Source organism: Rheinheimera sp., from assembly GCF_030824435.1.
In the GTDB taxonomy this organism is placed as follows: Bacteria; Pseudomonadota; Gammaproteobacteria; order Enterobacterales; family Alteromonadaceae; genus Pararheinheimera.
Window position 1 is genome coordinate 20,492 of record NZ_JAVBXS010000098.1, and the last position, 23,519, is coordinate 44,010.

At 47.9% G+C, this 23,519-nt stretch carries 24 protein-coding genes; 11 read left to right on the forward strand and 13 right to left on the reverse strand.

All coding sequences use genetic code 11. From position 1 onward, the window contains the following. Positions 1 to 22: 22 nt before the first annotated feature. The 11 genes from RCH83_RS16225 to dapA all read right to left on the reverse strand — a co-directional run bounded on the left by RCH83_RS16225 (position 23) and on the right by dapA (position 11,943). Positions 23 to 493 (reverse strand): nuclear transport factor 2 family protein, encoded by a 471-nt coding sequence (locus tag RCH83_RS16225; RefSeq protein ID WP_306523830.1) that lies wholly within the window; start codon positions 491 to 493, stop codon positions 23 to 25. Then, on the reverse strand, positions 486 to 1,916 hold the full coding sequence (gene phrB, locus RCH83_RS16230) for a deoxyribodipyrimidine photo-lyase (RefSeq protein ID WP_306523831.1): 1,431 nt from the start codon (positions 1,914 to 1,916) through the stop codon (positions 486 to 488). The genes RCH83_RS16225 and phrB overlap by 8 nt, the downstream gene beginning before the upstream one ends. Positions 1,917 to 1,920: 4 nt before the next feature. Further along, entirely contained in the window at positions 1,921 to 2,862 is a 942-nt protein-coding gene (locus RCH83_RS16235; protein WP_306523832.1) for a DUF523 and DUF1722 domain-containing protein, read from the reverse strand. 272 nt (positions 2,863 to 3,134) lie between these two features. Beyond that, positions 3,135 to 3,431: an integration host factor subunit alpha gene (gene ihfA, locus RCH83_RS16240; RefSeq protein WP_068063602.1), complete on the reverse strand. Its 297-nt coding sequence runs from the start codon at positions 3,429 to 3,431 to the stop codon at positions 3,135 to 3,137. Between the two features lie 2 nt (positions 3,432 to 3,433). Then, positions 3,434 to 5,821: a phenylalanine--tRNA ligase subunit beta gene (gene pheT, locus RCH83_RS16245; protein ID WP_306523833.1), complete on the reverse strand. Its 2,388-nt coding sequence runs from the start codon at positions 5,819 to 5,821 to the stop codon at positions 3,434 to 3,436. Between the two features lie 15 nt (positions 5,822 to 5,836). Beyond that, on the reverse strand, positions 5,837 to 6,817 hold the full coding sequence (pheS, locus tag RCH83_RS16250; RefSeq protein ID WP_306523834.1) for a phenylalanine--tRNA ligase subunit alpha: 981 nt from the start codon (positions 6,815 to 6,817) through the stop codon (positions 5,837 to 5,839). 229 nt (positions 6,818 to 7,046) lie between these two features. Then, a complete protein-coding gene (hda, locus tag RCH83_RS16255; protein WP_306523835.1) occupies positions 7,047 to 7,754 on the reverse strand; it encodes a DnaA inactivator Hda in 708 nt (235 codons plus the stop codon). Further along, positions 7,754 to 9,031: a DUF2066 domain-containing protein gene (locus RCH83_RS16260; protein WP_306523836.1), complete on the reverse strand. Its 1,278-nt coding sequence runs from the start codon at positions 9,029 to 9,031 to the stop codon at positions 7,754 to 7,756. Before RCH83_RS16260 ends, hda begins: the two co-directional genes overlap by 1 nt. A 10-nt stretch (positions 9,032 to 9,041) precedes the next feature. Then, a complete protein-coding gene (locus tag RCH83_RS16265) occupies positions 9,042 to 9,677 on the reverse strand; it encodes a YchE family NAAT transporter (RefSeq protein WP_306523837.1) in 636 nt (211 codons plus the stop codon). 312 nt (positions 9,678 to 9,989) lie between these two features. Continuing rightward, positions 9,990 to 11,051 carry an outer membrane protein assembly factor BamC gene (gene bamC / locus RCH83_RS16270; RefSeq protein WP_306523838.1) on the reverse strand — a complete coding sequence of 354 codons (1,062 nt, stop codon included), beginning with the start codon at positions 11,049 to 11,051 and terminating at the stop codon, positions 9,990 to 9,992. 10 nt (positions 11,052 to 11,061) lie between these two features. Further along, positions 11,062 to 11,943 carry a 4-hydroxy-tetrahydrodipicolinate synthase gene (gene dapA / locus RCH83_RS16275; protein ID WP_306523839.1) on the reverse strand — a complete coding sequence of 294 codons (882 nt, stop codon included), beginning with the start codon at positions 11,941 to 11,943 and terminating at the stop codon, positions 11,062 to 11,064. Positions 11,944 to 12,084: 141 nt separating this feature from the next. On the opposite strand from dapA, the gene RCH83_RS16280 reads away from it, so the two are divergent. The 10 genes from RCH83_RS16280 (at position 12,085) to RCH83_RS16325 (ending at position 21,212) form a co-directional block, all read left to right on the forward strand. Beyond that, positions 12,085 to 12,606, forward strand: coding sequence for a glycine cleavage system protein R (locus tag RCH83_RS16280; protein ID WP_306523840.1), 522 nt, complete (start codon positions 12,085 to 12,087; stop codon positions 12,604 to 12,606). Positions 12,607 to 12,685: 79 nt separating this feature from the next. After that, entirely contained in the window at positions 12,686 to 13,150 is a 465-nt protein-coding gene (gene bcp / locus RCH83_RS16285) for a thioredoxin-dependent thiol peroxidase (protein ID WP_306523841.1), read from the forward strand. A 30-nt stretch (positions 13,151 to 13,180) separates the two neighbouring features. Beyond that, positions 13,181 to 13,798, forward strand: coding sequence for a glutathione transferase GstA (gene gstA, locus RCH83_RS16290; protein ID WP_306523842.1), 618 nt, complete (start codon positions 13,181 to 13,183; stop codon positions 13,796 to 13,798). A gap of 3 nt (positions 13,799 to 13,801) precedes the next feature. Next, positions 13,802 to 14,914: a PQQ-dependent sugar dehydrogenase gene (locus RCH83_RS16295; RefSeq protein WP_306523843.1), complete on the forward strand. Its 1,113-nt coding sequence runs from the start codon at positions 13,802 to 13,804 to the stop codon at positions 14,912 to 14,914. A 139-nt stretch (positions 14,915 to 15,053) separates the two neighbouring features. Beyond that, the gene (locus RCH83_RS16300; RefSeq protein ID WP_306523844.1) at positions 15,054 to 17,102 is read left to right on the forward strand and encodes a TonB-dependent receptor; all 2,049 of its coding nucleotides are present in this window, start codon (positions 15,054 to 15,056) and stop codon (positions 17,100 to 17,102) included. Positions 17,103 to 17,252: 150 nt separating this feature from the next. Then, positions 17,253 to 18,023 (forward strand): ABC transporter substrate-binding protein, encoded by a 771-nt coding sequence (locus RCH83_RS16305; protein WP_306523845.1) that lies wholly within the window; start codon positions 17,253 to 17,255, stop codon positions 18,021 to 18,023. A gap of 382 nt (positions 18,024 to 18,405) precedes the next feature. Beyond that, on the forward strand, positions 18,406 to 19,860 hold the full coding sequence (locus tag RCH83_RS16310; RefSeq protein ID WP_306523846.1) for a M48 family metalloprotease: 1,455 nt from the start codon (positions 18,406 to 18,408) through the stop codon (positions 19,858 to 19,860). 10 nt (positions 19,861 to 19,870) lie between these two features. Beyond that, positions 19,871 to 20,215 carry an arsenate reductase (glutaredoxin) gene (arsC, locus tag RCH83_RS16315; RefSeq protein WP_306523847.1) on the forward strand — a complete coding sequence of 115 codons (345 nt, stop codon included), beginning with the start codon at positions 19,871 to 19,873 and terminating at the stop codon, positions 20,213 to 20,215. Then, the gene (wrbA, locus tag RCH83_RS16320; RefSeq protein WP_306523848.1) at positions 20,215 to 20,787 is read left to right on the forward strand and encodes an NAD(P)H:quinone oxidoreductase; all 573 of its coding nucleotides are present in this window, start codon (positions 20,215 to 20,217) and stop codon (positions 20,785 to 20,787) included. Before arsC ends, wrbA begins: the two co-directional genes overlap by 1 nt. Then, positions 20,784 to 21,212 carry a DUF2069 domain-containing protein gene (locus RCH83_RS16325; RefSeq protein ID WP_306523849.1) on the forward strand — a complete coding sequence of 143 codons (429 nt, stop codon included), beginning with the start codon at positions 20,784 to 20,786 and terminating at the stop codon, positions 21,210 to 21,212. The genes wrbA and RCH83_RS16325 overlap by 4 nt, the downstream gene beginning before the upstream one ends. Before the next feature lie 27 nt (positions 21,213 to 21,239). On the opposite strand, the gene RCH83_RS16330 is transcribed toward RCH83_RS16325, so the two are convergent. Further along, positions 21,240 to 21,980, reverse strand: a complete 741-nt coding sequence (locus tag RCH83_RS16330) for an ABC transporter substrate-binding protein (RefSeq protein ID WP_306523850.1) — start codon at positions 21,978 to 21,980, stop codon at positions 21,240 to 21,242. A 211-nt stretch (positions 21,981 to 22,191) separates the two neighbouring features. On the opposite strand from RCH83_RS16330, the gene RCH83_RS16335 reads away from it, so the two are divergent. After that, on the forward strand, positions 22,192 to 22,794 hold the full coding sequence (locus RCH83_RS16335) for an LON peptidase substrate-binding domain-containing protein (RefSeq protein WP_306523851.1): 603 nt from the start codon (positions 22,192 to 22,194) through the stop codon (positions 22,792 to 22,794). 38 nt (positions 22,795 to 22,832) lie between these two features. Here RCH83_RS16335 and queE read toward each other — a convergent pair whose 3' ends face one another. Continuing rightward, a complete protein-coding gene (queE, locus tag RCH83_RS16340) occupies positions 22,833 to 23,498 on the reverse strand; it encodes a 7-carboxy-7-deazaguanine synthase QueE (protein ID WP_306523852.1) in 666 nt (221 codons plus the stop codon). Positions 23,499 to 23,519: the final 21 nt, after the last annotated feature.

The window sequence follows — 23,519 nt, forward strand, 5'->3', positions numbered from 1 at the left end:
TTTGTTCCTTCATCTTTACTGCTTAATCCTGCGCCATTTTCTGTTTAACTTTTGTGGTCAGCCAACCCAGCAACGGAATATGCCGGTACACCATATCAGTCAGGTCGTAATAATCACGATGGTAAATAATGCGGCCGTCGCTATGCCATTGCAGTGCGGTACAACCTTGCACTTCAATGTTTTTGCCAGCGGCAATAGCAGGATGGCTTAAGGTCATAGTCCAGCTGAGAAATCCCTGATTGCCTTGTACAGCCTGTTGCAAAGGCAAAAAATGACAGCTACTGAGCCTTGCATAAGCATGGGCAAAATACTGCTCCAGGGACGCTAAACCGTGAATTTCATGTACAGGGTCAATAAACTGCACATCCGGGTGATAAATAGCGGCCAGGCTTTTGAGGTTGTTGGCAGACAAAGCATTATAAAACTCAACGAACTGCTGTAAATTTGCTGAACTTTGCATAATTCCGCTGTCTTTTTCCGTATGTTCACTCACTTGTGATTGCTCCGGCTGGTTTTTTTACCGCATTAAAGATTTCAAGGGTTCTGAGCCTGGCTTTGGCGTGGTCCACCACGGGCTTGGCATAATGCACCGACATAGGCAGAGGGTGTGGCCAATGGATCTGCTTATTGCTTAAAGCCGCCAGCTCAGGCACAAATAAACGGATAAAATCGCCATTGGGATCAAATCTTTCACTTTGGGTGACAGGGTTAAAAATACGGAAATAAGGTGCAGCATCTGTACCTGTTGAAGCGGCCCACTGCCAGCCGCCGTTATTGGCAGCAAAATCGCCGTCAATCAGCTTTGACATAAAATAGGCTTCGCCCCAGCGCCAGTCGATTTGTAAATCTTTCACCAGAAAACTGGCCACTATCATGCGTAATCTGTTGTGCATCCAGCCGGTTTGATTCAGCTGGCGCATCGCAGCATCAACAATAGGGTAGCCGGTTTGGCCTTGACACCAGGCATCAAACCATTTGCTGTTATTGCCCCAGACAATAGCGGCAGTATCCTGCTGAAAGGGTTGGTGTTTAATCAGCTTTGGATAAGCCACCAGAATATGTTTGTAAAACTCCCGCCAAATCAGCTCGCTGAGCCACACAGCTGCGCCAGAGCCTTCCTGATAACATTGCTCACCAGATTCAAGCTGCAACCTTGCTATCGCTTGTTGCGCTGATATGACACCTATTGCTAAATAGGCCGACAAACCCGAAGTACCTGGTTTTGCGGGGAAATCACGTTGTTGTTGATAGTCCAACACTCTTTCACGGCAAAAAGAGCGCAACATCTCCAGCACTTGTTGCTCAGCAACCGGATAAGCAGCAGAGCTGTTATCCCCATCCAGCATGGGTGTCACGCCATCTGGCAGTTTTAAGCTCACAGTGTTCAGGCTTTTCGGTTTTGGCAAACAATAACAACCAGTGCTTTGTAGTTTTTGCAGCCAGGTCTTTTTAAAGGGCGTAAACACCTTATACACATCACCGGTTTTACTCAGCACTGTACCCGGCGCAAAACGGCATTGGTTGTCGATAAAATGGCAAGGCACCCCAAGTTCTGCCAGCGCCGCAGTGACCGCTTTGTCTCTTTGTTGCTCACGCACTTCATATTCAGTCTGGGCAAATAAAGCCTGAGCGCCTTGCTTCGCCAAAGCAACAAGCTGGGCTGAACATTGCTGATAACTGCCGCCTTCCAGCGCCAACAACTGCCCGCCGACAGCGGCAAGCTCCTGTTGCATGGCCTGAACACGACGGCGCAGCAAATCTTGTTTTATCGGCGCCATCTGGTGTTGCAACCAGGTCGTTGGTGTGGCAATAAAAACAGCAACCACAGGCAAACCTAACTCCAAGGCAGCATGCAAAGCGGCATTGTCATAACAGCGCAAGTCGTTACGTAACCATACAATAGAAAAACCGGCCATAACGTTACGCCCGCAAACCAAGTTCAGCCGGGAAAGGCTGCAGATAACGTTGAGCCGCCACATAGGCTTGTGGGTGCTGCCGCAGATGGTGTTTTAATAAAGTTAAAGGTGCCAGCAAAGGGGCATGCCCTACCCTGTATTGGTGAATAAGCTGCAACAATTCTTGCTTGGCATCCGCCGACAGCATTTGTTTAAAAAAGCCTTGCAGGTGCATCAGAACATTGGCTTGTTGTTTGCGGGTTGCCTGTTGTTTTAATGCACGGCTGAAATCAAGCAGATAACGCATCGCAAGCTCCTCAGGCGCAAATAACTTTGCGTTGGCCACCAAACGGCCCAGTTCACGATAAGCTGTGGGATGATGCGCCATGATCAAAAACTTAAACTGGCTATGAAAAGCCACCAGCTTGCCGATGCTAAAACCATCTTTCATCTGCTGCTGCCAGGCATGTATCGCATAAACCCTGGTGATAAAGTTTTCTTTAAGCTCTTCATCCAATAAACGGCCATCTTCCTCCACCGGCAACCATGGATAGGTTTGCATCAACTGTCTGGTAAAAAGTCCGGTGGCAATTTTGCCTTGTAACTCGCCTTTTTCATTGACCAGACGCACACGTTCCATGCCGCAACTGGGTGATTTGGCGCAGACAATATAACCGGACAACTGATGTAAAGACGGCAGTTTGGCTTCAGTAAAAGCCAGCATTTTGTCGGTAAAATCAATGCTACTGTCTTTGTTATTGACCAGCCGGATGTCGCCAACATCGGTTTTCATCAGCCGGATGGCTGGCCTTGGTGTGCCCATGCCAATCGCAAGCTCAGGACACACAGGCACATAAGAAACAAAGTTTCGTAAAATATCACTACAAAAAGCCGAGTTTTTATGACCGCCGTCATAACGGACTTTTTCGCCTATCACACAAGCGCTGATGCCAATTTGAATAGTCATGGTTATTTCTGAATTACTGTCGCGGATACAATGCTTTACAGTTTAACCATCGAATTGGATCAGTGTAATTTTAAATTTATGGCAAAAATCAGCAAGAAAGCTTCAGCAACAACAAAGCAGGTTGCATTGCGCAGAGAAATGAGGAAACGTCATTCGGGGGCTAAGGCCAGCTTAAACTCCAATAAAAAAGGAGCATCCCTGAGGTTTGCTCCTTTTTTCACCCTACAGACATTATTGATTCATGCCTGCAGTGCCATCAGCATTAACACTGATTATTTTTTAGCGGTACCTACTTCAACCCGGCTTTTTAACTTCTGGCCTGGGCGGAAAGTCACCACACAACGGGCGGAAATTGGAATATCTTCACCGGTTTTTGGGTTACGGCCAGGGCGCTGATTTTTGACTCGCAGGTCAAAATTACCAAACCCCGACAGCTTCACCTGGTCGCCAGCTTCCAAAGCCACTCGGATTTCTTCAAAAAAAGCTTCGACTATCATTTTGGCATCGCGTTTGCTGATGCCAAATTTGGTAAATAAACGTTCTGCTAAATCGGCTTTGGTAAGCGCCATTCTCAATCCCTCAACGTTGCGTTGAACTCATCACTAAGTGCTTGCACTACCGAAGAAATCACCTGTTGGATGTCTTTATCTTCCAGCGTGCGTGCCTTGTCCTGCATGGTTAAAGCTATTGCCAGAGACTTCATGCCCTCTGCAATGCCCTGCCCTGTATACACATCAAACAACTTTAGGTCAACTAGTTGATTTCCGCCAACTTTTCTAATAGTAGCAAGGATATCTGAAAAACGCACATCAGATTTCACAACTATTGCCAAATCGCGACGGTTTGCCGGATATTTTGACACTTCCTGAGCTAAAACAATGTGTTTTGAGCCAAAAGCTGCCAATTCCACTTCAAACAAAAAGGCTTTGCCTTTGATGCCCAGTTTACGTTCAGCTTCAGGGTGCAAAGCACCAATAAAACCGGCCGCCTGACCATTACGGCGAATGATGGCCGTCTGACCCGGATGTAATGCGCTGTGTTCACCTTTGGCAAAACTAAACTCCTGACTTGCCGATGTCATGGCAATCAAAGCTTCTACATCACCTTTGATGTCATAAAAATCAACAGCACGTTCCGCCATAGTCCAGTGTTCATTGCCAAAACTACCAACAATCACACCACCAATCACCGGCACCTGACGTACACCACCTTCGGCATTGGCATCAGGGATAAACTTCAGGCCATATTCAAACAAACGAATGCGGTTTTGCTGACGATTTTGATTGTATTGCACAGCCTGCAATAAACCTGGCCACAGATTTAACCGCATCGCCGACATATCGGCAGAAATCGGGTTTGGCAACACTAAAGCTTCAACACCAGGGAACAACGCCTGTTGTACTTTAGGGTCAACAAAACTATAGGTAATAGCTTCCTGATAACCGCGAACGACCAGCACATCTTTCAGGTTGTGCACTGAAATTTCGGCCTCAGAATGATCGCGCATTTTTAAGCTGGCCACTGGTGCAACATTTGGGATGTTGTTGTAACCATAAACCCGCGCCACTTCTTCAATCAGATCTTCGGAGATGCTGATATCAAAACGGTAAGTAGGAACTGTCACCTGCCAGCTGTTGTTATCAAAAACAACTGCAAAACCAAGACGTTGGAAAATTTCTGTCACTGTCTCTGTGGCAATTGAAATGCCCAGAATACGGTCTAGTTTTGCTCTGCTCAGACTGATTTTTGCAGGTTTTGGCAAATGTTCATCAGATTTGGCTTCCACCACAGGACCAGCGTCACCACCCACAATCTCCAGCAGCAACTGTGTTGCGCGCTCCATCGCTTTGTGTTGCAGCTCTGGATCTACACCACGCTCGTAACGGTGCGAAGCATCGGTATGTAAACCGTATTGACGGGCTTTACCTGCCATTTCAATTGGCGAGAAAAACGCACTTTCGAGGAATATATCGGTGGTCGCTTTGGTAACACCACTATGTAGGCCACCAAAAATACCGGCCATGGCCAAAGCTTTGTTCTCGTCGGCAATGACTAAAGTGGCTGGCGTCAGTTTGACTTCGTTTTCATCCAGCAGCACCAGCTTTTCTTCAGGCTTTGCCAGACGCACCACAATGCCGCCTTCAATTTTATTTAAATCAAAAGCATGCATTGGATGACCAAGCTCAAGCAGCACAAAATTGGTCACATCAACCACAGGGTCGATAGCACGAATGCCACTACGGCGCAGCTTTTCTACCATCCAAAGTGGTGTTATTGCACCCGTGTTGATGTTTTTAATCACCCGGCCTAAATAACGAGGACAAGCTTTTGGCGCTGCTAACTCAATGGCTAGCTTGTCATTGATAGTGGCGGCAACAGGGTTTATCACAGGCACTTTGACGTCCAGCTGGTTTAACACCCCCACTTCACGGGCCAGACCCATTAAACCTAAACAGTCAGCGCGGTTTGGCGTTAAATCCACTTCAATAGCGTTGTCATCCAGCTTTAAAAATTCGCGGATATTCATGCCAAGTGGCGCATCCAGCGGCAGCTCAATAATACCGTCAGAACTTTCGGCCATGCCAAGTTCAGACAAAGAACAGAGCATACCGTTTGACGGCTGCCCACGTAATTTGGCGGCTTTAATTTTAAAATCGCCAGGCAATACAGCGCCCACAGTAGCAACGGCAACTTTCAGGCCCTGACGGCAGTTGGCAGCACCACAAACAATGTCCAGCAATTCGCCGCTTCCAATGTCTATTTTGGTCACTTGTAATTTGTCGGCTTCCGGATGTCGGCCACATTCAACCACATGGCCCACCACTACACCGCTGAACTCGCCGGCAATGGCGTCGATACCGTCCACTTCAAGACCGGCCATCGAAATTTGTTCGGAAAGTTCTAAGGTTGATAATTGTGGGTTCACCCACTCACGTAACCAGGATTCGCTGAATTTCATCAATAAACTCCCCGCTTATTTAAATTGCTTCAAGAAACGCAGGTCGTTCTCGAAAAATGATCGTAAATCTGTCACGCCGTAACGCAGCATAGTTAAACGTTCTACACCCATACCAAAAGCAAAACCGCTGTACACTTCAGGGTCAATACCCACTGAACGCAGCACATTTGGGTGCACCATGCCACAACCTAATACTTCCAGCCATTTGCCGTTTTTGCCCATCACGTCCACTTCAGCTGAAGGTTCGGTAAAAGGGAAAAACGAAGGACGGAAACGGATTTGCAAATCTTCTTCAAAATAGTTATTCAGAAAATCGTGCAAAATGCCTTTGAGTTCAGTGAAACTGACGTTTTTGTCCACCATTAAACCTTCCACCTGATGGAACATCGGGGTGTGGGTTTGGTCGTAGTCGTTACGGTAAACGCGGCCTGGCGAAATAATACGTAAAGGCGGTTGTTCAGTTTCCATAGTACGGATTTGCACGCCCGAGGTTTGGGTGCGCAGCATCAGCTTCGGATTAAAATAGAAAGTATCGTGATCAGCACGAGCCGGGTGATGCTCAGGAATATTCAGTGCATCAAAGTTATGGAAATCATCTTCGATTTCCGGACCATGTTTCACTTCAAAACCAAGTTCACCAAAAAAGCTTTCAATACGGCGGATAGTGCGGGTGACCGGGTGTAAACCACCTGCTTCCAGCGTACGGCCAGGTAAAGAAATATCAATTTGCTCAGAGGCCAGCTTTTGCGCCAGCACAGCTTGTTGCATGCCGTCACGACGGGCATTTAACGCGTCCTGAACTTGCTGTTTTACATCGTTAATTTGCTGACCTGCAACTTTGCGGGTTTCAGCGTCCATCGCGCCAAGCGATTTTAACAGTTCAGTAATGCTGCCTTTTTTGCCGAAAAATTCAACACGCACATCTTCCAGTGCTTGTACATCGGCCGCTGCGGCTACGGCAGCTAAGGCGTTTTCTAATATGGCAGTTAGGTTCATCGTTATCCTCAGACCAGCCTGATTATGGTGACTTGATTAAACCGGCAATAATACACCAGAAAGTGCCATGAAGGGCTGTTTATACTGAGGTTTTTTCGGCAGAAAATGTGGTTTTTAATGCATGGCAACATGCAGGCGGAGGGAAATAGACCAATCGCATGGTTGAAACACCAGAGCAGCCAGCAAAACCGACATCGGAGGTGGCATCAGAGCTGGCTGTGCAAGCGGTTTAGTCACCCGTTTCAGACAACACGTCTTTGACAAAAGGAATCGTCAGTTTGCGCTGGTGCACCATAGAGGCTTTGTCGAGTTTGTCGAGAATATCAACCAAAGCACGTAAATCCCGTTGCTGGCGATTAAACAAATAACGCGCAACTTCATCCGGCAATTCAATGCCCCGCAGCCTGGCTTTTTGTTGCAACAGTTTTTGTTTGTCGTCGTCACTTAATAAACGCAGCTGAAAGCTGGTACAAGCCTGCAAGCGCGACACTAAGTCGGGCAAACTAATGCCTAACTGAGTTGGCGCTTCATCGGCTACTATAATGAGCTTTTTACCCTGCTCCACCATGCGGTTGTATAAATCGAACAGCGCCACCTGCCAGTGGCTGTCACCGGCAATGGCCTGAATATTATCAAGGCAGACTAAATCAAGCTGCTCTAAACCATCAAATAACCTCGGGCTGTACTGGCGAAAATCATCCAGCGCCAGCAACTGACTGGTAAGGCCAAGCTCCTGAGCTTGTACACAAGCGGCGTACAACAAATGCGATTTCCCACTGCCGCTGGCGCCAAACAAATACACCGGCAGTTGGGCTGGCCCTGGTTGCAGATATTGCCTGATAAACTGCACCGCCGGACTTGTATCAGCACCAAAAAAGCTCTGCAAGGTTTCATCGTCCGGCAAAGTCACGGCCAGGGTAAATTGGGTAGGTAACATCAGGGTTTGATATACCGGTAAAAAGTGCTGATAACGGCAGTGGTAGTACCGGAGTTGGCAACTGTGCCACTGTTTGTTTGCTGCTCCTGAATTTGCAGCTCAGCAACAGATTCAGTTGTTGCCGCGGTTGGTTCTTCAGCACCCAGCGCTTGCTCCATCGCCTGCTCTGCTGCTGTTAAAGTTGAGGCAGAATTGTTGGCTGCTTCATCCGCGCCGGGTTCAGTGGCTGGTCTCTGCAAGGCTTCATTGTTGGGTTGAATGGCAGCAGGCGCTTGTTCGGGTTGTAACTTTTTCTCCAGCGCTAAAGCACGGTAAAAATCGGCTTCAGTGGCCGTTAATTGCAGCGCTATCACCGCCTGTTGCTGGCTAAAACTTACTAACTGATGCTGGCGCACCGTCAGCATAGAAGCAAAAATTTTCTGCACCTGTACCAAATCGGTCAGGCTGGTTACACCGGCAATGGTCAGTTGCAATTGCCCTTCAGCAGTTACAGTATTCTGCTGATGCAGATTCACTGCATACTGCGCCGATAGTTCGCTGGCAAGTGCCGCTGAAAACTGCGCCATTAAAGACGGAATATCGGCTGCGGTAAATTCTTGTTGTTGCAGCTGACCATCCTGTTGTTGCTGGCGAATCAGCCGGTATTGCAGCTGACCTGTGGCATCCTGTAATTGTTCCACCAGCAAATTTTGCACCCGCTCCGCTTTATAGCGGATAGAGGCTGTGCCTAGCGCTGCCCAGTCGCCGGCCCAAACACTGCTTTCGTTAAGCAGCGCTAAATCGTCAACGTCATACAAAGGATAAATAAAACTTAAACCGTATTTTTTGGCTTGTTGCATTAGGTTTGTGCGCAGCGGATGTTGGTTTTCCAACACAAATTTGGGTTCAGCCAGTGTTTTTTCTGTCAGCCATACCAACACATCAGGGCGGCGGCTGCCCCAGACCGGTACTTGTTGTTGCGCTAATAAAGCAGTGATTTTTTGTTGATCTAAACTCACCACCAGCAGATTGCGGCCGTCGCGCTGCACCATCTGGTATTGTTTCACATAATTGCCGGCTTGTTTCAGTTCAGCCTGCACCTGACTGTTAGCCATAATGGCGTCACTACCTGTCAGTTTTAACAGCACTGCGGCAAAAGCCGCCTGTTGCCAGGCCGACTGGCTTTGGTTTGCATCCACCTCTGCCTGATATAAATCAGTCAGTTCAGCAGCAAGCACAAAGCTGGCTGATGTAGACAGGATAAAGAGGCTGAATAAAAACGCAGACAAAAATCGCATTAAAAAATCCTCAACGCGCCAGCACAGGGAACAAGCCCTTCAGGCCCAGACTGATAAATTCAACTGAAATAGCGGCCAGAATCAAACCCATCACCCGGGTGATAATATTCATGCCGGTCTGACCCAGTTTGCCGGCTATTTTACCTGATAACCGCATCAGAATGGCCAGAATTATACCAACGACAATAATTTCCGCTGAAACAATTAAATAATGTTGCCAGCCTTCTGCTCTGTTGCCGTACAAAATGATAGAACTGATGGCGCCGGGCCCGGCCAGCATCGGCATGGCCAAAGGCACTATGGCAATAGATTCTCTTTTAGTGGCTTCCAAACGTTCGGCTTCGGTATTTTTGGCGCCGCTGGTCTGGGCATGCAACATCGAAATGGCCATTAATAAAATTAAAATACCACCGCCAACCCGGAACGAATTCACCGAAATACCAAAAAAATTCAGGATCATTTCGCCAAAAAACAAGGTCACCAGCAAAATTACAGTGGCGCCTTTGGCTGCTGTCATAGCCACATATTTTTTATCTTGCGCGCTGTGATGTTGAGTTAAGGATAAATACATCGGCAGCGCACCAAGGGGGTTTAAAATGGCGAGAATACCAATAAAAATTTTCAGATAGTCCTGGATTTCTAACACTTAAAATTCCTGTGAGCTATTGCCAATAAAAAGAGTGTCAGTGTAATAACAAGCCAAGGTGCACTGCAATCAGCCACAACAGAATGAGCATTGTTTTCTGCCAGCCCAAAGGTTCAGATGCAAATATGCACTCTGTGTCCCTTTGTTGCGGCCATCAGCAGCAGATTTTGCCAACAGTTTACAACATCAGCTGATAAGGCTGACGAACAAGACAGGCTGGCTGACAAATAATAAAGCCACCATCAGGTGGCTTTATTCTCAGGGCGACAGTACAAACCTGACCGCCATTGTGCTTTACAACAAAAGCCTGGCTTAGAGCTCTACTTTTGTTTTGCGGATAGTGGCGACAAACACTTCGTAAATAGCGTCGACCGTCGCCTGATCCAGCGCATTGCCGTTTTTGTCACGCCATTTAATGGCAGTGCCTTTATCTGTTTTGCTTAGCGCCAACTGATATTCACCTTCGGCAATCGGCAATACCGGCTGCTCTTCACTGCCCCATAACGCATCCCAGAAACCCGCTTCAGGCTTGGTAAAGGTCACATAATAGACATAATCAGTGCGGTTTAAGTCACTCACTTGTAATGACAAGTGTTCAAACAACAATTCAAGCTGAGTCCAGGCCACCTCTAACGATTGGGTCGTTAACAAAACAGCTTCGTTTTTGTCATTGGTCGCCCGGGTTAACAACACATCCGGCAACTTCGCTTTAGCTTCCTGAATACGTGCCAACTCGACAGTGGCCACTTTATCAATAATACGATTTAAAAAATGTACTTCTTCCCGGCGCTGCGCAATAGGGGTAATTGTTTTTGCAGAATCGGCGTATTTGTGCCCGGCAAGCTGCACTTTAACTGCAACAGTGCGGCCATGGGTACGAGGTTCAAACTCGATATTAAAACGGCTTTCCTGAGTCAGACTTTCGCTTTTCCACCACCACCAACCAGTTTCTTCATATTCACTGACCCAGCCTGACTGCCAGCTCGTTGCTGAAGTTTTGGTTAATTCAATCTTCTGCTCAGCAAAAAAGTCTGTGATATTGCTGGTCAAAAACGGCATCAGGTCGCCGGTAAATTCATTGCGTTCAAAAAACACCCGCACTTCTTTGTCGTCTTCTTCCACCCGGGCGTTGGTGGATACAGCCAGCACCTGCATAGGCGCACGCAGCTCCATGTCGTCACCACGAACACCAGCGGCAACTTTAGCCGGAATGTCGTATTGCGCCGGTGTTTTTGGTGCTTTTAAACCAACAGGAACAGCCAGTTCTTTTACATTTGATTTGGTTTGAGCCGTTGTGGTTTCGGGTGCAGTCCATAATGAACAGCCAGATAACAGCAGGGTGGCAAATACAGTGCCGGGGATCCAATAATGCACCTAAAAACTCCTAAAGATTAATTTTGGCTTGTTGTAGCGCTTGTTCGATTACAACATGATGAATTGGTTCCAGCCGGGTTAACGGTAAACGGGCAAAATCAGAAAGAATCAGCCCCATACGTTTCAGCGCCCATTTGGTTGGAATCGGATTACTTTCAATAAATAAATCGCGGTGCAGTGCTTGCAGACTGGCATCAACAGCTTCTGCTTTTTCAGCATCCCCCTTGCGGGCTGCAGCTATCATGGCAGTCATGCCGGCAGGCGCCACATTGGTGGTGACTGAAATCACCCCATGGCCACCTTGTAAAATAAAGTCTTTGGCGCTGGCGTCATCACCACTGAGTAAATCAAAATCTGCACTGCAACTTGCTTTGAGTTGTGCCAGGCGTTCCATTGATCCTGTGGCTTCTTTGATACCAACGATATTGTTCACGCGGCTAAGCTCGGCAACTGTAGCAGCCTGTAAATCGACACCAGTGCGGCCAGGCACGTTGTAAAGCAGCACAGGTTTATTTGCCGCAGCTGCCACAGCTTTAAAATGCGCCACCATACCTTGTTGTGTTGGTTTGTTGTAATAAGGCGTCACAGTTAAAAAACCATCAATGGCAAACGCATTCAACGCTTCAGTTTTAGCCACAGCCTCAGCAGTAGAATTAGAACCGTTACCTGCCAAAATCTGACAACGCCCCGCCACTTGTTCAATCACAGCCTGTAATACTTCCAGCTGTTCAGCAAAAGGAATAGTGGCCGCTTCACCCGTAGTACCCATGATCACCAAACCATCGGTACCGTTTTGCAACTGGTAGTCCACCAGTTGACGCAGGCTGGCGTAATCCACCTGACCTGTTTCTGTCATCGGGGTAATAAGGGCGACGTAACTTCCTCTGAACATGGCTACTGCTCCGTAATTTTCAGGCTGCCTATGGTAATGACGCGGCCATACAAACACAAGCAACTGCTGAGCCTGCTGATGAATTTTCACCGAACTATGTTAAACTCGGCGCCCCTTTTCCGTTCAAGGTCGCTTGTAAAGATGGCTCAACAACTGGTGGTGACTGCAATAGGCGCCGACCGTACCGGTATTGTCAGTCAATTATCCCGGCTGGTCAGTGACTGCAACTGTAATATCGTCGACAGCAGAATGGCGATTTTTGGCAATGAATTTACGTTTATTATGTTGTTGTCAGGCGACGCTGCTGCCATCAGCAAAATTGAATATTTATTACCAAGTTCAGGTGTTGAACTTGATCTGTTGACGATGACCAAACGTACATCCGCCCACAAACCGCCACCGTTGTCGGCGCCTTATCTGCTGTGTTACACCGGACCAGATAAAGTGGGCACTTTGGGGGCTATATCCAGTTTGCTGGCTGACCATCAGGTGTACATTGGTGCTTTGCGCTCGGAAACCCATCAGGTGAACGGCATTGCTCAAACTGATACTCAGATGACGGTACAGCTACCGGGTAGTATTGATGCGGCCACTTTGCGAACTTTGGTGCTGCAGAAACTCAGCGAACTGTCATTAACCGGCAGTTTTGACATGCAGAGTTAACTGGCAAATTTCGTTTTTATTAACATCAAACCGGCCATGACTTTGTTTTGCGCCGGTTTTTTTTATCAAAGGAATCAATATGAATATGCTGACTGTGGGTCAAAAAGCCCCTGAATTTGCACTGCAGGATCAAAACGGCAATACAGTGGAACTGACCCAATTATTAAAATCAGGCGCTGTGCTGCTGTATTTTTATCCTAAAGCTATGACACCGGGCTGCACAGTGCAGGCCTGTAATTTAAGAGACAGCCAGGCCGAATTTGCCAAAAAAGGGGTTCAGGTGGTTGGTATCAGTACGGATCCGGTAAAAAGTCTGGCTAAATTTGTACAGCGTGATGCGCTGAATTTTACTCTGCTGTCAGACCCGGAACATCAGACTGCCGCAGCTTTTGGTGTATGGGGCGAAAAAAAGTTTATGGGCAAGGTCTACGATGGTATTCATCGCACCAGTTTTTTAATTGGGCAAGATGGCATGATTCAGCAGGTTTATCAGGACTTTAAAACCAGCAATCACCATGAAGTGGTGCTAAAGTCTCTGCCATAAAGCGGTTAAAACTGCCAGGAGCATTCTGTTATGAAATTGTATTATGCACCCGCAGCCAGCTCTCTCTCAGCGCACATTAGCTTGTTGGAAGCTGGTTTAAAATTCACCCCGGTGAAAGTGGATTTAAAAACCAAGTTGTTGCCGGATGGCGGCAATTTTAATGACATCAACCCACTTGGTTATGTACCTGCATTACAGTTAAAAAACGGCGAAGTACTGACCGAATGCCCTGCTATTTTGCAATATATTGCCGACCAATCACCGGCCAGCAATCTGGCGCCAGCCAATGGCAGTTTTGCCCGTTATAAACAACAAAGCCTGCTGAATTTTATTGCCACTGAACTACATAAAAATTTTTCGCCGCTGTTTGACCCAACCGCAACCGATTCAGGCAAACAAGCGGCAGTGAAAAAACTGCAACTTCGTTTTACTACAGTTGAACAGCTGCTGGCTGGCAGCTCTTTTTTAACCGGCGACCAATTTACTCTGGCCGATGCTTACCTGTTTAACGTTGCGCTTTGGTCACGTTTTGTAAAATTTGATTTAACCCCTTACCCACAACTTCAGGCTTATCTGGATCGCATTGCCAAACGCCCTGCTGTCAGACAAGCATTGCAGGACGAAGGCCTGTTAAGGCATGGAGAATAATAGATGACAACAATTCAGACTTTACCGCTGGTGCTACTGTTGACCACCATGGCTGCCACTGCCGCCGAACCGGCTTTTTTAGCGACACAACAACACAAACTGAAGATTGAAACCATCACTGAAGGGTTATCCCATCCCTGGGGCATGGCATTTTTACCCGACGGCAGGCTGCTGGTAACAGAACGTGACGGCAAACTTCGCATAGTGACAAACGGCAAAGCGGGCGAACCTGTCACAGGTTTACCCAAGCTGGCTGTTGGCGGCCAGGGTGGTTTACTCGATGTGCTGCTTGATAAAGATTTTGCCAACAACCAGACCCTGTATTTAAGTTTTTCTGAGCCTGGTAAAGATGACAGCAATAGCACTGCAGTGCTGAGCGCCAAACTGGTGGGCAACAGCCTGACCGACAGCAAAGTGCTGTTTAGCCAGCAGCCTAAATTTAACAGCAAATACCATTTTGGCGGCCGCTTGGTGCAAGAAGCCAATGGTGCACTTTTTATCACTTTGGGTGACAGAGGCAGCCGCCGTGAAGACGTGCAGCCACTGTCAACCCATATCGGCAAAGTGGTCCGGGTGATGCCGGATGGCACAGCTGCTGAGGGTAACCCTTTTATTGCAGATAAATCGGCCAAAGCGGAAGTCTGGTCCAATGGCCATCGTAATATTCAGGGCGCAACTTTGGACGCTCAGGGTCGGCTCTGGACCCATGAACATGGTCCACAAGGCGGCGATGAAATTAATATCACCCTGGCGGCCAAAAACTATGGCTGGCCGCTGATCACTTATGGTGAAGAATACGGTGGTGGTGTTATTGGCAATACCAAAGCGGATGGCCTGGAACAACCACTGCACTATTGGGTGCCTTCCATAGCACCAAGCGGCATGACCTTTTATCAACAAAAAATGTTTGGTAAATGGCAACATAACCTGCTGGTGGGTTCGTTAAAGTTTGGTCAGTTGGTCAGGCTTGAAATTAAAAATGATAAAGTGGCACATGAAGAACGTATCCGGATTGGCAGCAGAGTGCGCGATGTGGAAGTGGCACCAGATGGCAGCGTTTATTTATTAACCGACGAAGATAATGGCGCCATTTTAAGACTGACACCGGCCGACTAAGGCCCGCAAGTCCATGATGCCGGTGCCTGCACCGGCTTATTTTTATCTAACGCCTGATCATGCCCTGTTTAAGCCAGGACGGACGCTCGCCGCTGCCGTGACTGAGGACTTTGGCCTTTATTTACGTAGGATAATATTGATGCACCCAGCCCAAGCTTTGCCTTTGTTGTCGTTGTCAGTTTTTTGCTGCACCTTGTTTGCACCTGTGACACTGGCACAAAATCAGGCAGCCGTTCAGCAAAACGACAAAGCGGCAGAAGAAGCGCAACAACTGGAACGGCTAGTGGTAAGCGTGCAACAACAAGCCAGACCCTGGTTAAGTTCGGTGGCCGCTGTCAGCCGCTTGCAACTTGATGAAGATCCGGCTTTGGATATCGCCGCTTTATTGCGTAATATGCCTGGCCTGCAGGCTGACCAACGCGCCAACTTTGCTCAGGATAGCCGTATTAGCCTGCGCGGTTTTGGCAGTCGCAGTAGTTTTGGTGTCAGGGGCATCGAAGTGTTGTTTGATGGTATTCCCTGGTCAACCAGCGACGGTCAAAGCCAACCGTCCAGTATTCCTTTTGAGCAATTAAGTTCAGTCGAAGTATTACGTGGCCCTTTTGCCGCCTTGTATGGCAATGCCGCTGGCGGCGTATTAACTTTACACAGTAAAACCACGCTGCAAGGTGCCTCGCTGCAACATCAACAAAGTGCCGATTATCGCCAGCACAGCCTGCAGCTGGGTGATGGCCAAACCGAACTTTACCTGAAAAAACTGGATCATCAGGGCTATCGGGTGCATAACAGTGCCGAAAAACGCCAGGCTGCACTTCGCAGCAGTTATCAATTTGACGAGGTCAGGCTAAATTGGCGTTATGACTGGAGCGACGACCCGTTGCTGCAGGATCCTCTGGGGTTAACCAAAACCGAATTTTCTACCAATCCACAGCAAACAGCTGCAGTCGCCAGCTTATTTAACAGCCGAAAAAGCAGTGCCCAGCGCCAGCTTAGTCTGCAACTGACACCTGAAGATAACGACTGGCAGTTCGCAGCATGGCAGGGTGAAAGAGACATCACGCAGTTTCTGGCATTTAGTGGTGATGCACCTGGTGCCGCCGGTGGTGTAGTGGCACTGACACGGCATTTCAGAGGCCTCAAGGCGCAACAACAGCTGCAGTTTGGCCAGTGGCAACATCAGCTGGCACTGCAGTTAGAAGAAAATACTGACCAGCGCCGTGGTTATGTCAATCAGCGTGGTGTGGCCGGGGATTTGCGCCGTGATGAAAGTGGCAAAGTCAGCAATAGCGAAATAGCCTGGCAAACTGAATACCAGACTGATGCGCTGTGGCGACTGCATCTTGGCAGCAGGTTAAGCCGTATTCGTTTTGCTGTGGAAGATTATTTTATTCAGGCCGCTAACCCCGACGATAGCGGTCAAAGTTCACAACAACTGGCTGCTGTGGCTATGGGTGCCTCTTATCCCGTGAGTGAGCAACTGCATTTTTACTTCAGTGCCGGTCGTGGTTTTGAAACCCCCACCCTGAGCGAAATGGCTTATCAGGTCAACGGCAATGGTTTAAATCTGGCACTGAAACCTACCCGTAACCGCCAGCTCGATATGGGGCTGAAGTGGCAACAACAACAAACACAAGCATCAATAGACTGGTTTTATATTCAAAGCCGTGACGAACTGGTGATTGCCCAATCAGTCGGCGGTCGCACCAGTTACCGCAATGCGGCACAAACACAAAGAACAGGCGCTGAGTTACTGCTGTTGCACCCTGTGACTGAACAACTGCAACTGCAATGGAGCAGTACTTTGTTGGATGCCAGTTTTGCCGCCGACAGCACAGCAGGGAAAAATCTGCCTGGGGTCGCCAGGGTGCAACATCGGCTCGGGCTGAGTTATGACCCGTTTTTTGATCAATCCTGGTTGTTAGGCAGCAATATCAGTTATCGCAGCAGATTGTGGACTGACGATATCAACAGCATGGCCGCTGACAGCAGCACGCTACTGGATATAAAAAGCAGTTGGCAAGCTGATTGGCAACAAAGTCATTGGAGCTGGTGGCTGGCTGTTGATAATCTGACCGACGCCGATTACGCCGGTGCCGTTGTGGTCAATCAGGCTAATGGCCGCAGTTTTGAACCAGGCACACCCAGACAATTTCAACTGGGTTTTCGTGTACAACTGCTACTGGACTAGGCTAGATTAGCTGTACCCGTTATACTGGGTTCAGCCCTTGCATCTTTGCTGCGGCAGATAGGTGCAATCCGCCCTTGATAACAGCGGAAACATCTTTATTTGGAACACCCCGCACAAGGACGGCTTTGGATTTCAGCCCGGAGCTTTGTAATGCAGTTCAGACAAAGTTTAATATGGTTTTTAAGCATAGTTTTTTGCGCTCTGCCAGCGGCACAGGCCAATACCGGCAAAGTGCTCCGGCTGGGTATGTATCACTCGCCACCTTATTACCACACCGAAAATGTCAGTGAACCTCAGGGTTTATCTCTGGACTTGTTAACCCCTGTGGCAGAGTCGCTGGGTTTTCAACTTGAAGTGGTTCCCTGCCCTTTTCCACGCTGCCTGAAAATGGCAGCTCAGGGTGAACTGGATATAGTGGCAGGCTTAATTAACAACAAAAAACGACAACAGTTTTTATACTTTTTATCGCCACCTATGATGCAGTTTCATTCGGCTTTTGTATTTTACAGCCGTCAGGGCACCCCATTAAAACTAACCCAACTTGCTGATTTAAAAGGCCATAGTGTCGCAGTGATGCGGGACGCTGTTTATTTTGATGCTTTTGACAAAGCGGAAAACTTTACCAGGGTCAAAGTCAATTCTGAAAGTGTAGCGCTGGAAATGGTGGCGATGGGACGGGTGGACTATGCCATCACTGTGGAAAAAACCGCTTTGGGTTCATTACATGACGCAGGCTTGCAGTTGTCTGATTTACACCGCCAGCCTTATTTGCATCACCAAAGCATTGATGGTTATCTGGCGTTTGCCCGCAATTCCCCGCATTTTGCCTTGGTGCCCCAAATAGAAGCACAGTTGCAACTACTGGAAAAAAAAGGAATTTTGCAAAAACTTTGGCTAAAATACGGCCTGATCACACCTTAATACTGCTATTTGCGTTGTGCCGGTTTGAACTTCATGCGTTCTGCTGTGCCAAAGAGGAAAACCTTTCGCGCCAACCACAAGACATAAACTCTACCAGACATCAGGTACAAGGCGGGTCAGGTTACTGTGCCTCTTCTGTTGGATCTGCTTGAAATTGTGATCAGATCCAAGGCAACATGAAGCAGGCCTGCAGTCATATCCAGCAAAGCTGCCGCTAAATTGGCGTTACCATGCGCAGGTAGAACCCGGCATAAGCCTGGCGGATTAAGGTGAAAGGCGTATCCAGCCGCAATGATACCGGCAAAAAAGCGGTAGCTGATGCGGTGATAGATGCAGTAAAGTTATCGGCTTTTAATGCCGGATCATCAGAGCGCAAAAATCCATGAAGTTTTTGGTTGTAAACTCTCCCTGGTTTCAGGTTATCAGCCTGTCAGCCCTGTTAAGTTTTTCGGCACTGGCCAACAATAATCAGTTGCCTGATCTTGGCAGTAATGCCTTTTCGACTTTAACACCGGAAAAAGAAAAACAAATTGGTGATGTAATGATGCGCCAGACCCGCGCCAGTCTGCCAATGGTGAATGATCCCTTATTGGACGAATATCTGAATAATCTTGGCCAGAATCTGATTGCCAAGGCCGAAGGTGTGCGGTTTCCATTTCAGTTTTATTGGGTAAATGACCGTAATATCAATGCTTTTGCTACTTTGGGTGGCCATATAGTTGCCAACACCGGTACTTTGGCAGTGGCAGAAACCGAAAGCGAATTTGCATCAGTGATGTCGCATGAAATTGTGCACGTCACCCAGCGTCATATTGCCCGCTCGGTCGAAGCCCGTTCACAATCTGCGCCTCTGACTATGGCCTCAATACTGGGCTCTATTTTGCTGGCGGCGGTAAATCCGGAAGCTGGTATGGCAGGATTAATGGCATCTCAGGGTGTGGCACAACAATCTGCGATCAACTTTACCCGCAGCAATGAACAGGAAGCCGACCGTATTGGTATTCAGCTTTTGGCCAGTGCCGGTTTTGACCCTTATGCCATGCCGGAATTTTTTAATAAACTTAATGAAAAAACCCGTTTTGCCAATACCCAACTGGCATTTTTATATACCCATCCGCTGTCAAGATCCAGGATTAGCGACTCCAGAGTCAGAGCACAACAGTTTGAACAAAAATTTGTGCCGGACAGCGCCGATTTTGCCCATATCAAAGCCAGGATCTGGGCCAGATATCAGCTGGACAACGCCGCTGCTATAGCCCATTTTCAGAAAAAGCTGTCACAACCCGGGGGCAATACCAGAGCCAATCAATATGGTCTGGCTTTGGCATTATTCGACAGCAAAGATTATCAGGGCGCCGAACAGCTATTAACCAAACTCAGAACAAACGACGATAAAAACCTGTTTTATTTAGACGCCATGACCGATGTATATCTGAGCACCAACAGGGTAAATCAGGCGCTGGAAATGCTGGAACAACAATATCTGCTCAGGCCCAATAATCAGGTGATCACTCTCAATTACGCCAATGCAGCTATGCAGGGTAAATCACACCGGCTGGCATTACATCTGCTGAAAAACCTGTTGTATTACAAAAACGACACCTTTTTGGCTTATGACATGCTGACTGACGCCTACAAAGGCTTAGGCGACATGGCGCGTTATTACGAAGCCCGTTCTGATTTATATTATCAGCTGGCCAATTACCCCAAAGCTATTGACGATATTAATATGGCGCTGAATCAGCTGGGGCCGGAACATCAGCTGGAAAACCGCCGGCTGGAAGCGAAGAAAAAAGCCCTGCACACTGAATTTAGCCGACTGAAAAAACTAAACTGAGGAAACGCCCATGCTGACCATTTATCATAACAACCGCTGCTCTAAAAGCCGCGAAGTACTGTCGTTACTGGAGCAGCTGGGCCGCCCTTTTTTGGTGGTAAATTACCTGAGCGAACCGCTGGACGAAGCTGCCCTGCGTACTTTATTACAACAACTGCAATTATCGCCGCGTGAACTGCTGCGCGACAAAGAAGAAGAATATAAAAACATGGGACTGGACAACACAACTTTGCCTGATGATGTGATTATTCAGGCCATGTTGACCCAGCCTAAGCTGATTGAACGCCCCGTGGTGGTGCATGGTGATAAAGCCGTGATTGCCCGTCCAGCCAGTCGATTACTGGAACTGTTTTAATGCCGGTGACTGTTTTAGTGTTGTACCACTCCCGCCATGGCTCTGTGGCGGCGCTGGCCGAAAAAATTGCCGTTGGCGTTGAAGCTGTCGGCGCCACGGCATTACTGCGCACTGTACCTGCGCTTACTGCAGTTCAAAGCACAACGCCACAACATCCGGTGTTCACTCAGGAAGAACTACTGAAAGCAGATGCGCTGGCTATTGGCAGTCCGGTGCGTTTTGGTGTGATGAGTGCAGAGATGAAAGCATTTTGGGACAACACCAGTGCACTTTGGTTAAAAGGTGCACTCATTGACAAACCAGCCGGGGTTTTTACCTCTTCTTCTTCAATGCATGGTGGTAATGAAGCCACCTTACTGGGTATGATGCTGCCGCTGTTACACCATGGCATGCTGCTGGTTGGCGCGCCTTATGATCAACCGGCGTTGCATCAGACCCAAAGTGGTGGCACCCCTTATGGCCCAAGCCATGTAACAGGACCTGAACACAGTAGTGTTCTGACTGCCCACGAACAGCAATTGGCTGTTCAGTTTGGTAAACGTTTAGCCCTAGTTGCCGGAAAATTACAATGACCTGGTTTATTGCTTCACATATTCCGCTTGCCAGCCGCACCCGACTGTATCTGCGTTTGGGGCAAGTTGGCTTTTTGCTGTTATTTTTGCTTATCCCGCTGTGGGTGTTGTGGCTGGATCCGCCAAAAATGGGCAGCCCAAGAGTTTTATTGGCTTTATTGTGGGGACCTTTGTGGTTACCGCTGATGGGCATTTTACGTGGTAAAGCTTATACCTTTGCCTGGGCCAACTTTATTGTGATGATTTATTTTGTGCACAGTCTGACACATTTGTGGATCAGCAGTGGCACCACCTTATATCTGGCGCTGGTTGAATTAGCTGCCAGCTGCCTGATGTTTGCCGGCTGTACCTATTATGCTAAGTATCGTGGTCAGGAGCTGGGTTTAAAGATCCCAAAACTCAAAGATGATCCGGTGCGGCAATAACAGCTAAATCTGCTAAAAATGGCCCTGTTAACCTGAATTATGTTCAGGCAGATAGGGCCGGATAATCTTCTCAACAAACTGCTGTTGTTGCACTTCATCAAAAGCTTGTTTGATGGCCGCCAAATGACTGGACTTGGGGCTGAGCGCACAATAGACAGCCGGCGCTTTTGTCCAGAGCGGATCATAAGTCAGGCTGGTATCAAACTTCTGGCGGGTCATCACATAACCGTATGATAAATCGACCGTCATCACGGCATCTAACCGCCCTTGTGCCAGTCTTGTCAGATTACTTTCCAGCGAATGGGCGTCATCCCGCACTAATAATTCTTCAGCAAAAGCCTGTTCCAGCTCCGGATAAACAAAACCACGGATAGTGCCAATACGTTTGTGAAATAAGTCACTGAGCTGACGGTTGGGTTTGCTGTCGCTGCGCCGGACTATATATTGTGCGGAATAAAACAAAGGCCCGACCCACTCAAGTTCTTTGGGTTTACTCACCCATTCCGGACTGATAAAACAGCCTAAATCTGCTTTACCTGTGGCTATCCAACTTTCGACTCTGGCGCGTGCCAGTGGTAGATAAACCACAGGTAAAGTGGTTATTTTGCCTATTTCATCAATAAGTTGTTTACTGATACCGCCGCTCAGGCTGCCATCCTGGGAAAACATGGCATAAGGAACAGCATTAGTGTCGCTGACCACTGCTTTAATTTCGTTGCTCTGTACCTGTGGGGTTGCAGCCAATAAGGCCATACCCCACAGTGCCATCTGTATCCGCTTTGATTTCATCAAGTGCTTTTTACCCCTGACATCAAGATCCTGACAGCAGGCCGGATCATTAGTGCCTACAACGACAGCCCTTGTAATGGCTAAAACTCAAAGTTAACCATAGCAAAAATTGTCTGTGCTGACAGTAGTTTTCAATCCGAAATGGCCGTTGCCACGTAATCTTTTACAGCGATAACAAGGTGAAGAAAATATGTGGTCTGAAATAGCCTTATTCCCATTAAGTCAGGTGGTATTGCCAGAAGGGCAAATGCAACTGCGTGTGTTTGAACCACGTTATATCCGTCTGGTGAAAGAAGCCTGCGCCGGTAAACGTGCTTTTGCCAGCGCCTTATTGAATCCTTATGTGGCGCAGCAACATCAGGATAGGATTTTTAAAGTGGCGACTCTGGTGCGGGTGACGGATTTTAGTCAGCTTGAAGATGGTTTGCTGGGCATTACCATTGAAGGTACTGAACGGGTATTGATTGAACAACGCTGGCAGGAAGAAGACGGCCTGCATGTAGCAAAGGCACGGATTTTACCGGCCTGGCCACAACTGCCTTATCTTGCTGCTCATCAGCAGATCCGCGATGAACTTTGCACTGTGTTTCAACAAAACCCGGCGCTCAGTTTGTTGTACCCCACACCACAATGGCAAAACAGCAACTGGCTGGCGCAACGTTGGCTGGAAATTCTGAATATGCAACCACCGTTGAAATATCAGTTGATGGCGGCTGATGGCGCTGAGCCCACACTGGATGCATTACAACACTGGTTGGCAGCTGACGCAGAGCCCGCTAGCAGTGCAGGTTAAATAACCAACACTGACAACCCGGCTCAATAAAACAAATGTTAGTTAATACCAAGGTACTTGTGCACCTGCACACTTAAACGCCAGTTATTCGCCATACAAGCTTCAATGGCCAGTTTGGTGGCTTTGGCTTTTTGGCTTATCGGCTGCAAATAGATATATTTACCTGTGGTATCAAATGTTTGTAATAACTCTTTTAATTCTTCCACATGTTTTTCCATCGCCACAGGGTGTTTAATTTCATTGGCACGCTCGAGGCAACTGGTTAATACCGGATAACCACCTTTCATATTCACTTTAGGCGATACCGTTACCCAGGTGTCTTTGGGCGCCAGAATTTCAAAAGTACCTGAAGTTTCAATCTGAGTGCTGAACCCATGTTGATGTAATAACTCACAAAGCGGGTTTAAGTCATACATACAAGGTTCACCGCCCGTGATCACCACGTGACGGGCGCGATAACCACGCTCAACAAACAAAGCCAGAATACCTGCTGCATCACTACTTGCCCAATGATCAGAATCGGCTTTTTTGGCTGTGGTATCACCCAGCTGGATTAACAATTCAGGCTGTATTTCCCAGGTGTGTTTGGTATCACACCAGGAGCAGCCGACAGGACAACCCTGCAAACGCAAAAAAATGGACGGTGTGCCGGTGTAGTTGCCTTCACCCTGAATAGTTTCAAAAATTTCGTTAACTTTATACACGCTGAGTTGATTTCCTTTAGA

Bases quoted from the DNA above. Each gene is read 5' to 3' on its own strand.
- phrB (WP_306523831.1), bottom strand. From the start codon at position 1,916: ATGGCCGGTTTTTCTATTGTATGGTTACGTAACGACTTGCGCTGTTAT.
- RCH83_RS16235 (WP_306523832.1), bottom strand. From the start codon at position 2,862: ATGACTATTCAAATTGGCATCAGCGCTTGTGTGATAGGCGAAAAAGTC.
- ihfA (WP_068063602.1), bottom strand. From the start codon at position 3,431: ATGGCGCTTACCAAAGCCGATTTAGCAGAACGTTTATTTACCAAATTT.
- pheT (WP_306523833.1), bottom strand. From the start codon at position 5,821: ATGAAATTCAGCGAATCCTGGTTACGTGAGTGGGTGAACCCACAATTA.
- pheS (WP_306523834.1), bottom strand. From the start codon at position 6,817: ATGAACCTAACTGCCATATTAGAAAACGCCTTAGCTGCCGTAGCCGCA.
- hda (WP_306523835.1), bottom strand. From the start codon at position 7,754: ATGTTACCTACCCAATTTACCCTGGCCGTGACTTTGCCGGACGATGAA.
- RCH83_RS16260 (WP_306523836.1), bottom strand. From the start codon at position 9,031: ATGCGATTTTTGTCTGCGTTTTTATTCAGCCTCTTTATCCTGTCTACA.
- dapA (WP_306523839.1), bottom strand. From the start codon at position 11,943: ATGTTCAGAGGAAGTTACGTCGCCCTTATTACCCCGATGACAGAAACA.
- RCH83_RS16280 (WP_306523840.1), top strand. From the start codon at position 12,085: ATGGCTCAACAACTGGTGGTGACTGCAATAGGCGCCGACCGTACCGGT.
- bcp (WP_306523841.1), top strand. From the start codon at position 12,686: ATGAATATGCTGACTGTGGGTCAAAAAGCCCCTGAATTTGCACTGCAG.
- gstA (WP_306523842.1), top strand. From the start codon at position 13,181: ATGAAATTGTATTATGCACCCGCAGCCAGCTCTCTCTCAGCGCACATT.
- RCH83_RS16295 (WP_306523843.1), top strand. From the start codon at position 13,802: ATGACAACAATTCAGACTTTACCGCTGGTGCTACTGTTGACCACCATG.
- RCH83_RS16300 (WP_306523844.1), top strand. From the start codon at position 15,054: ATGCACCCAGCCCAAGCTTTGCCTTTGTTGTCGTTGTCAGTTTTTTGC.
- RCH83_RS16305 (WP_306523845.1), top strand. From the start codon at position 17,253: ATGCAGTTCAGACAAAGTTTAATATGGTTTTTAAGCATAGTTTTTTGC.
- RCH83_RS16310 (WP_306523846.1), top strand. From the start codon at position 18,406: ATGAAGTTTTTGGTTGTAAACTCTCCCTGGTTTCAGGTTATCAGCCTG.
- arsC (WP_306523847.1), top strand. From the start codon at position 19,871: ATGCTGACCATTTATCATAACAACCGCTGCTCTAAAAGCCGCGAAGTA.
- wrbA (WP_306523848.1), top strand. From the start codon at position 20,215: ATGCCGGTGACTGTTTTAGTGTTGTACCACTCCCGCCATGGCTCTGTG.
- RCH83_RS16325 (WP_306523849.1), top strand. From the start codon at position 20,784: ATGACCTGGTTTATTGCTTCACATATTCCGCTTGCCAGCCGCACCCGA.
- RCH83_RS16330 (WP_306523850.1), bottom strand. From the start codon at position 21,980: ATGGCACTGTGGGGTATGGCCTTATTGGCTGCAACCCCACAGGTACAG.
- RCH83_RS16335 (WP_306523851.1), top strand. From the start codon at position 22,192: ATGTGGTCTGAAATAGCCTTATTCCCATTAAGTCAGGTGGTATTGCCA.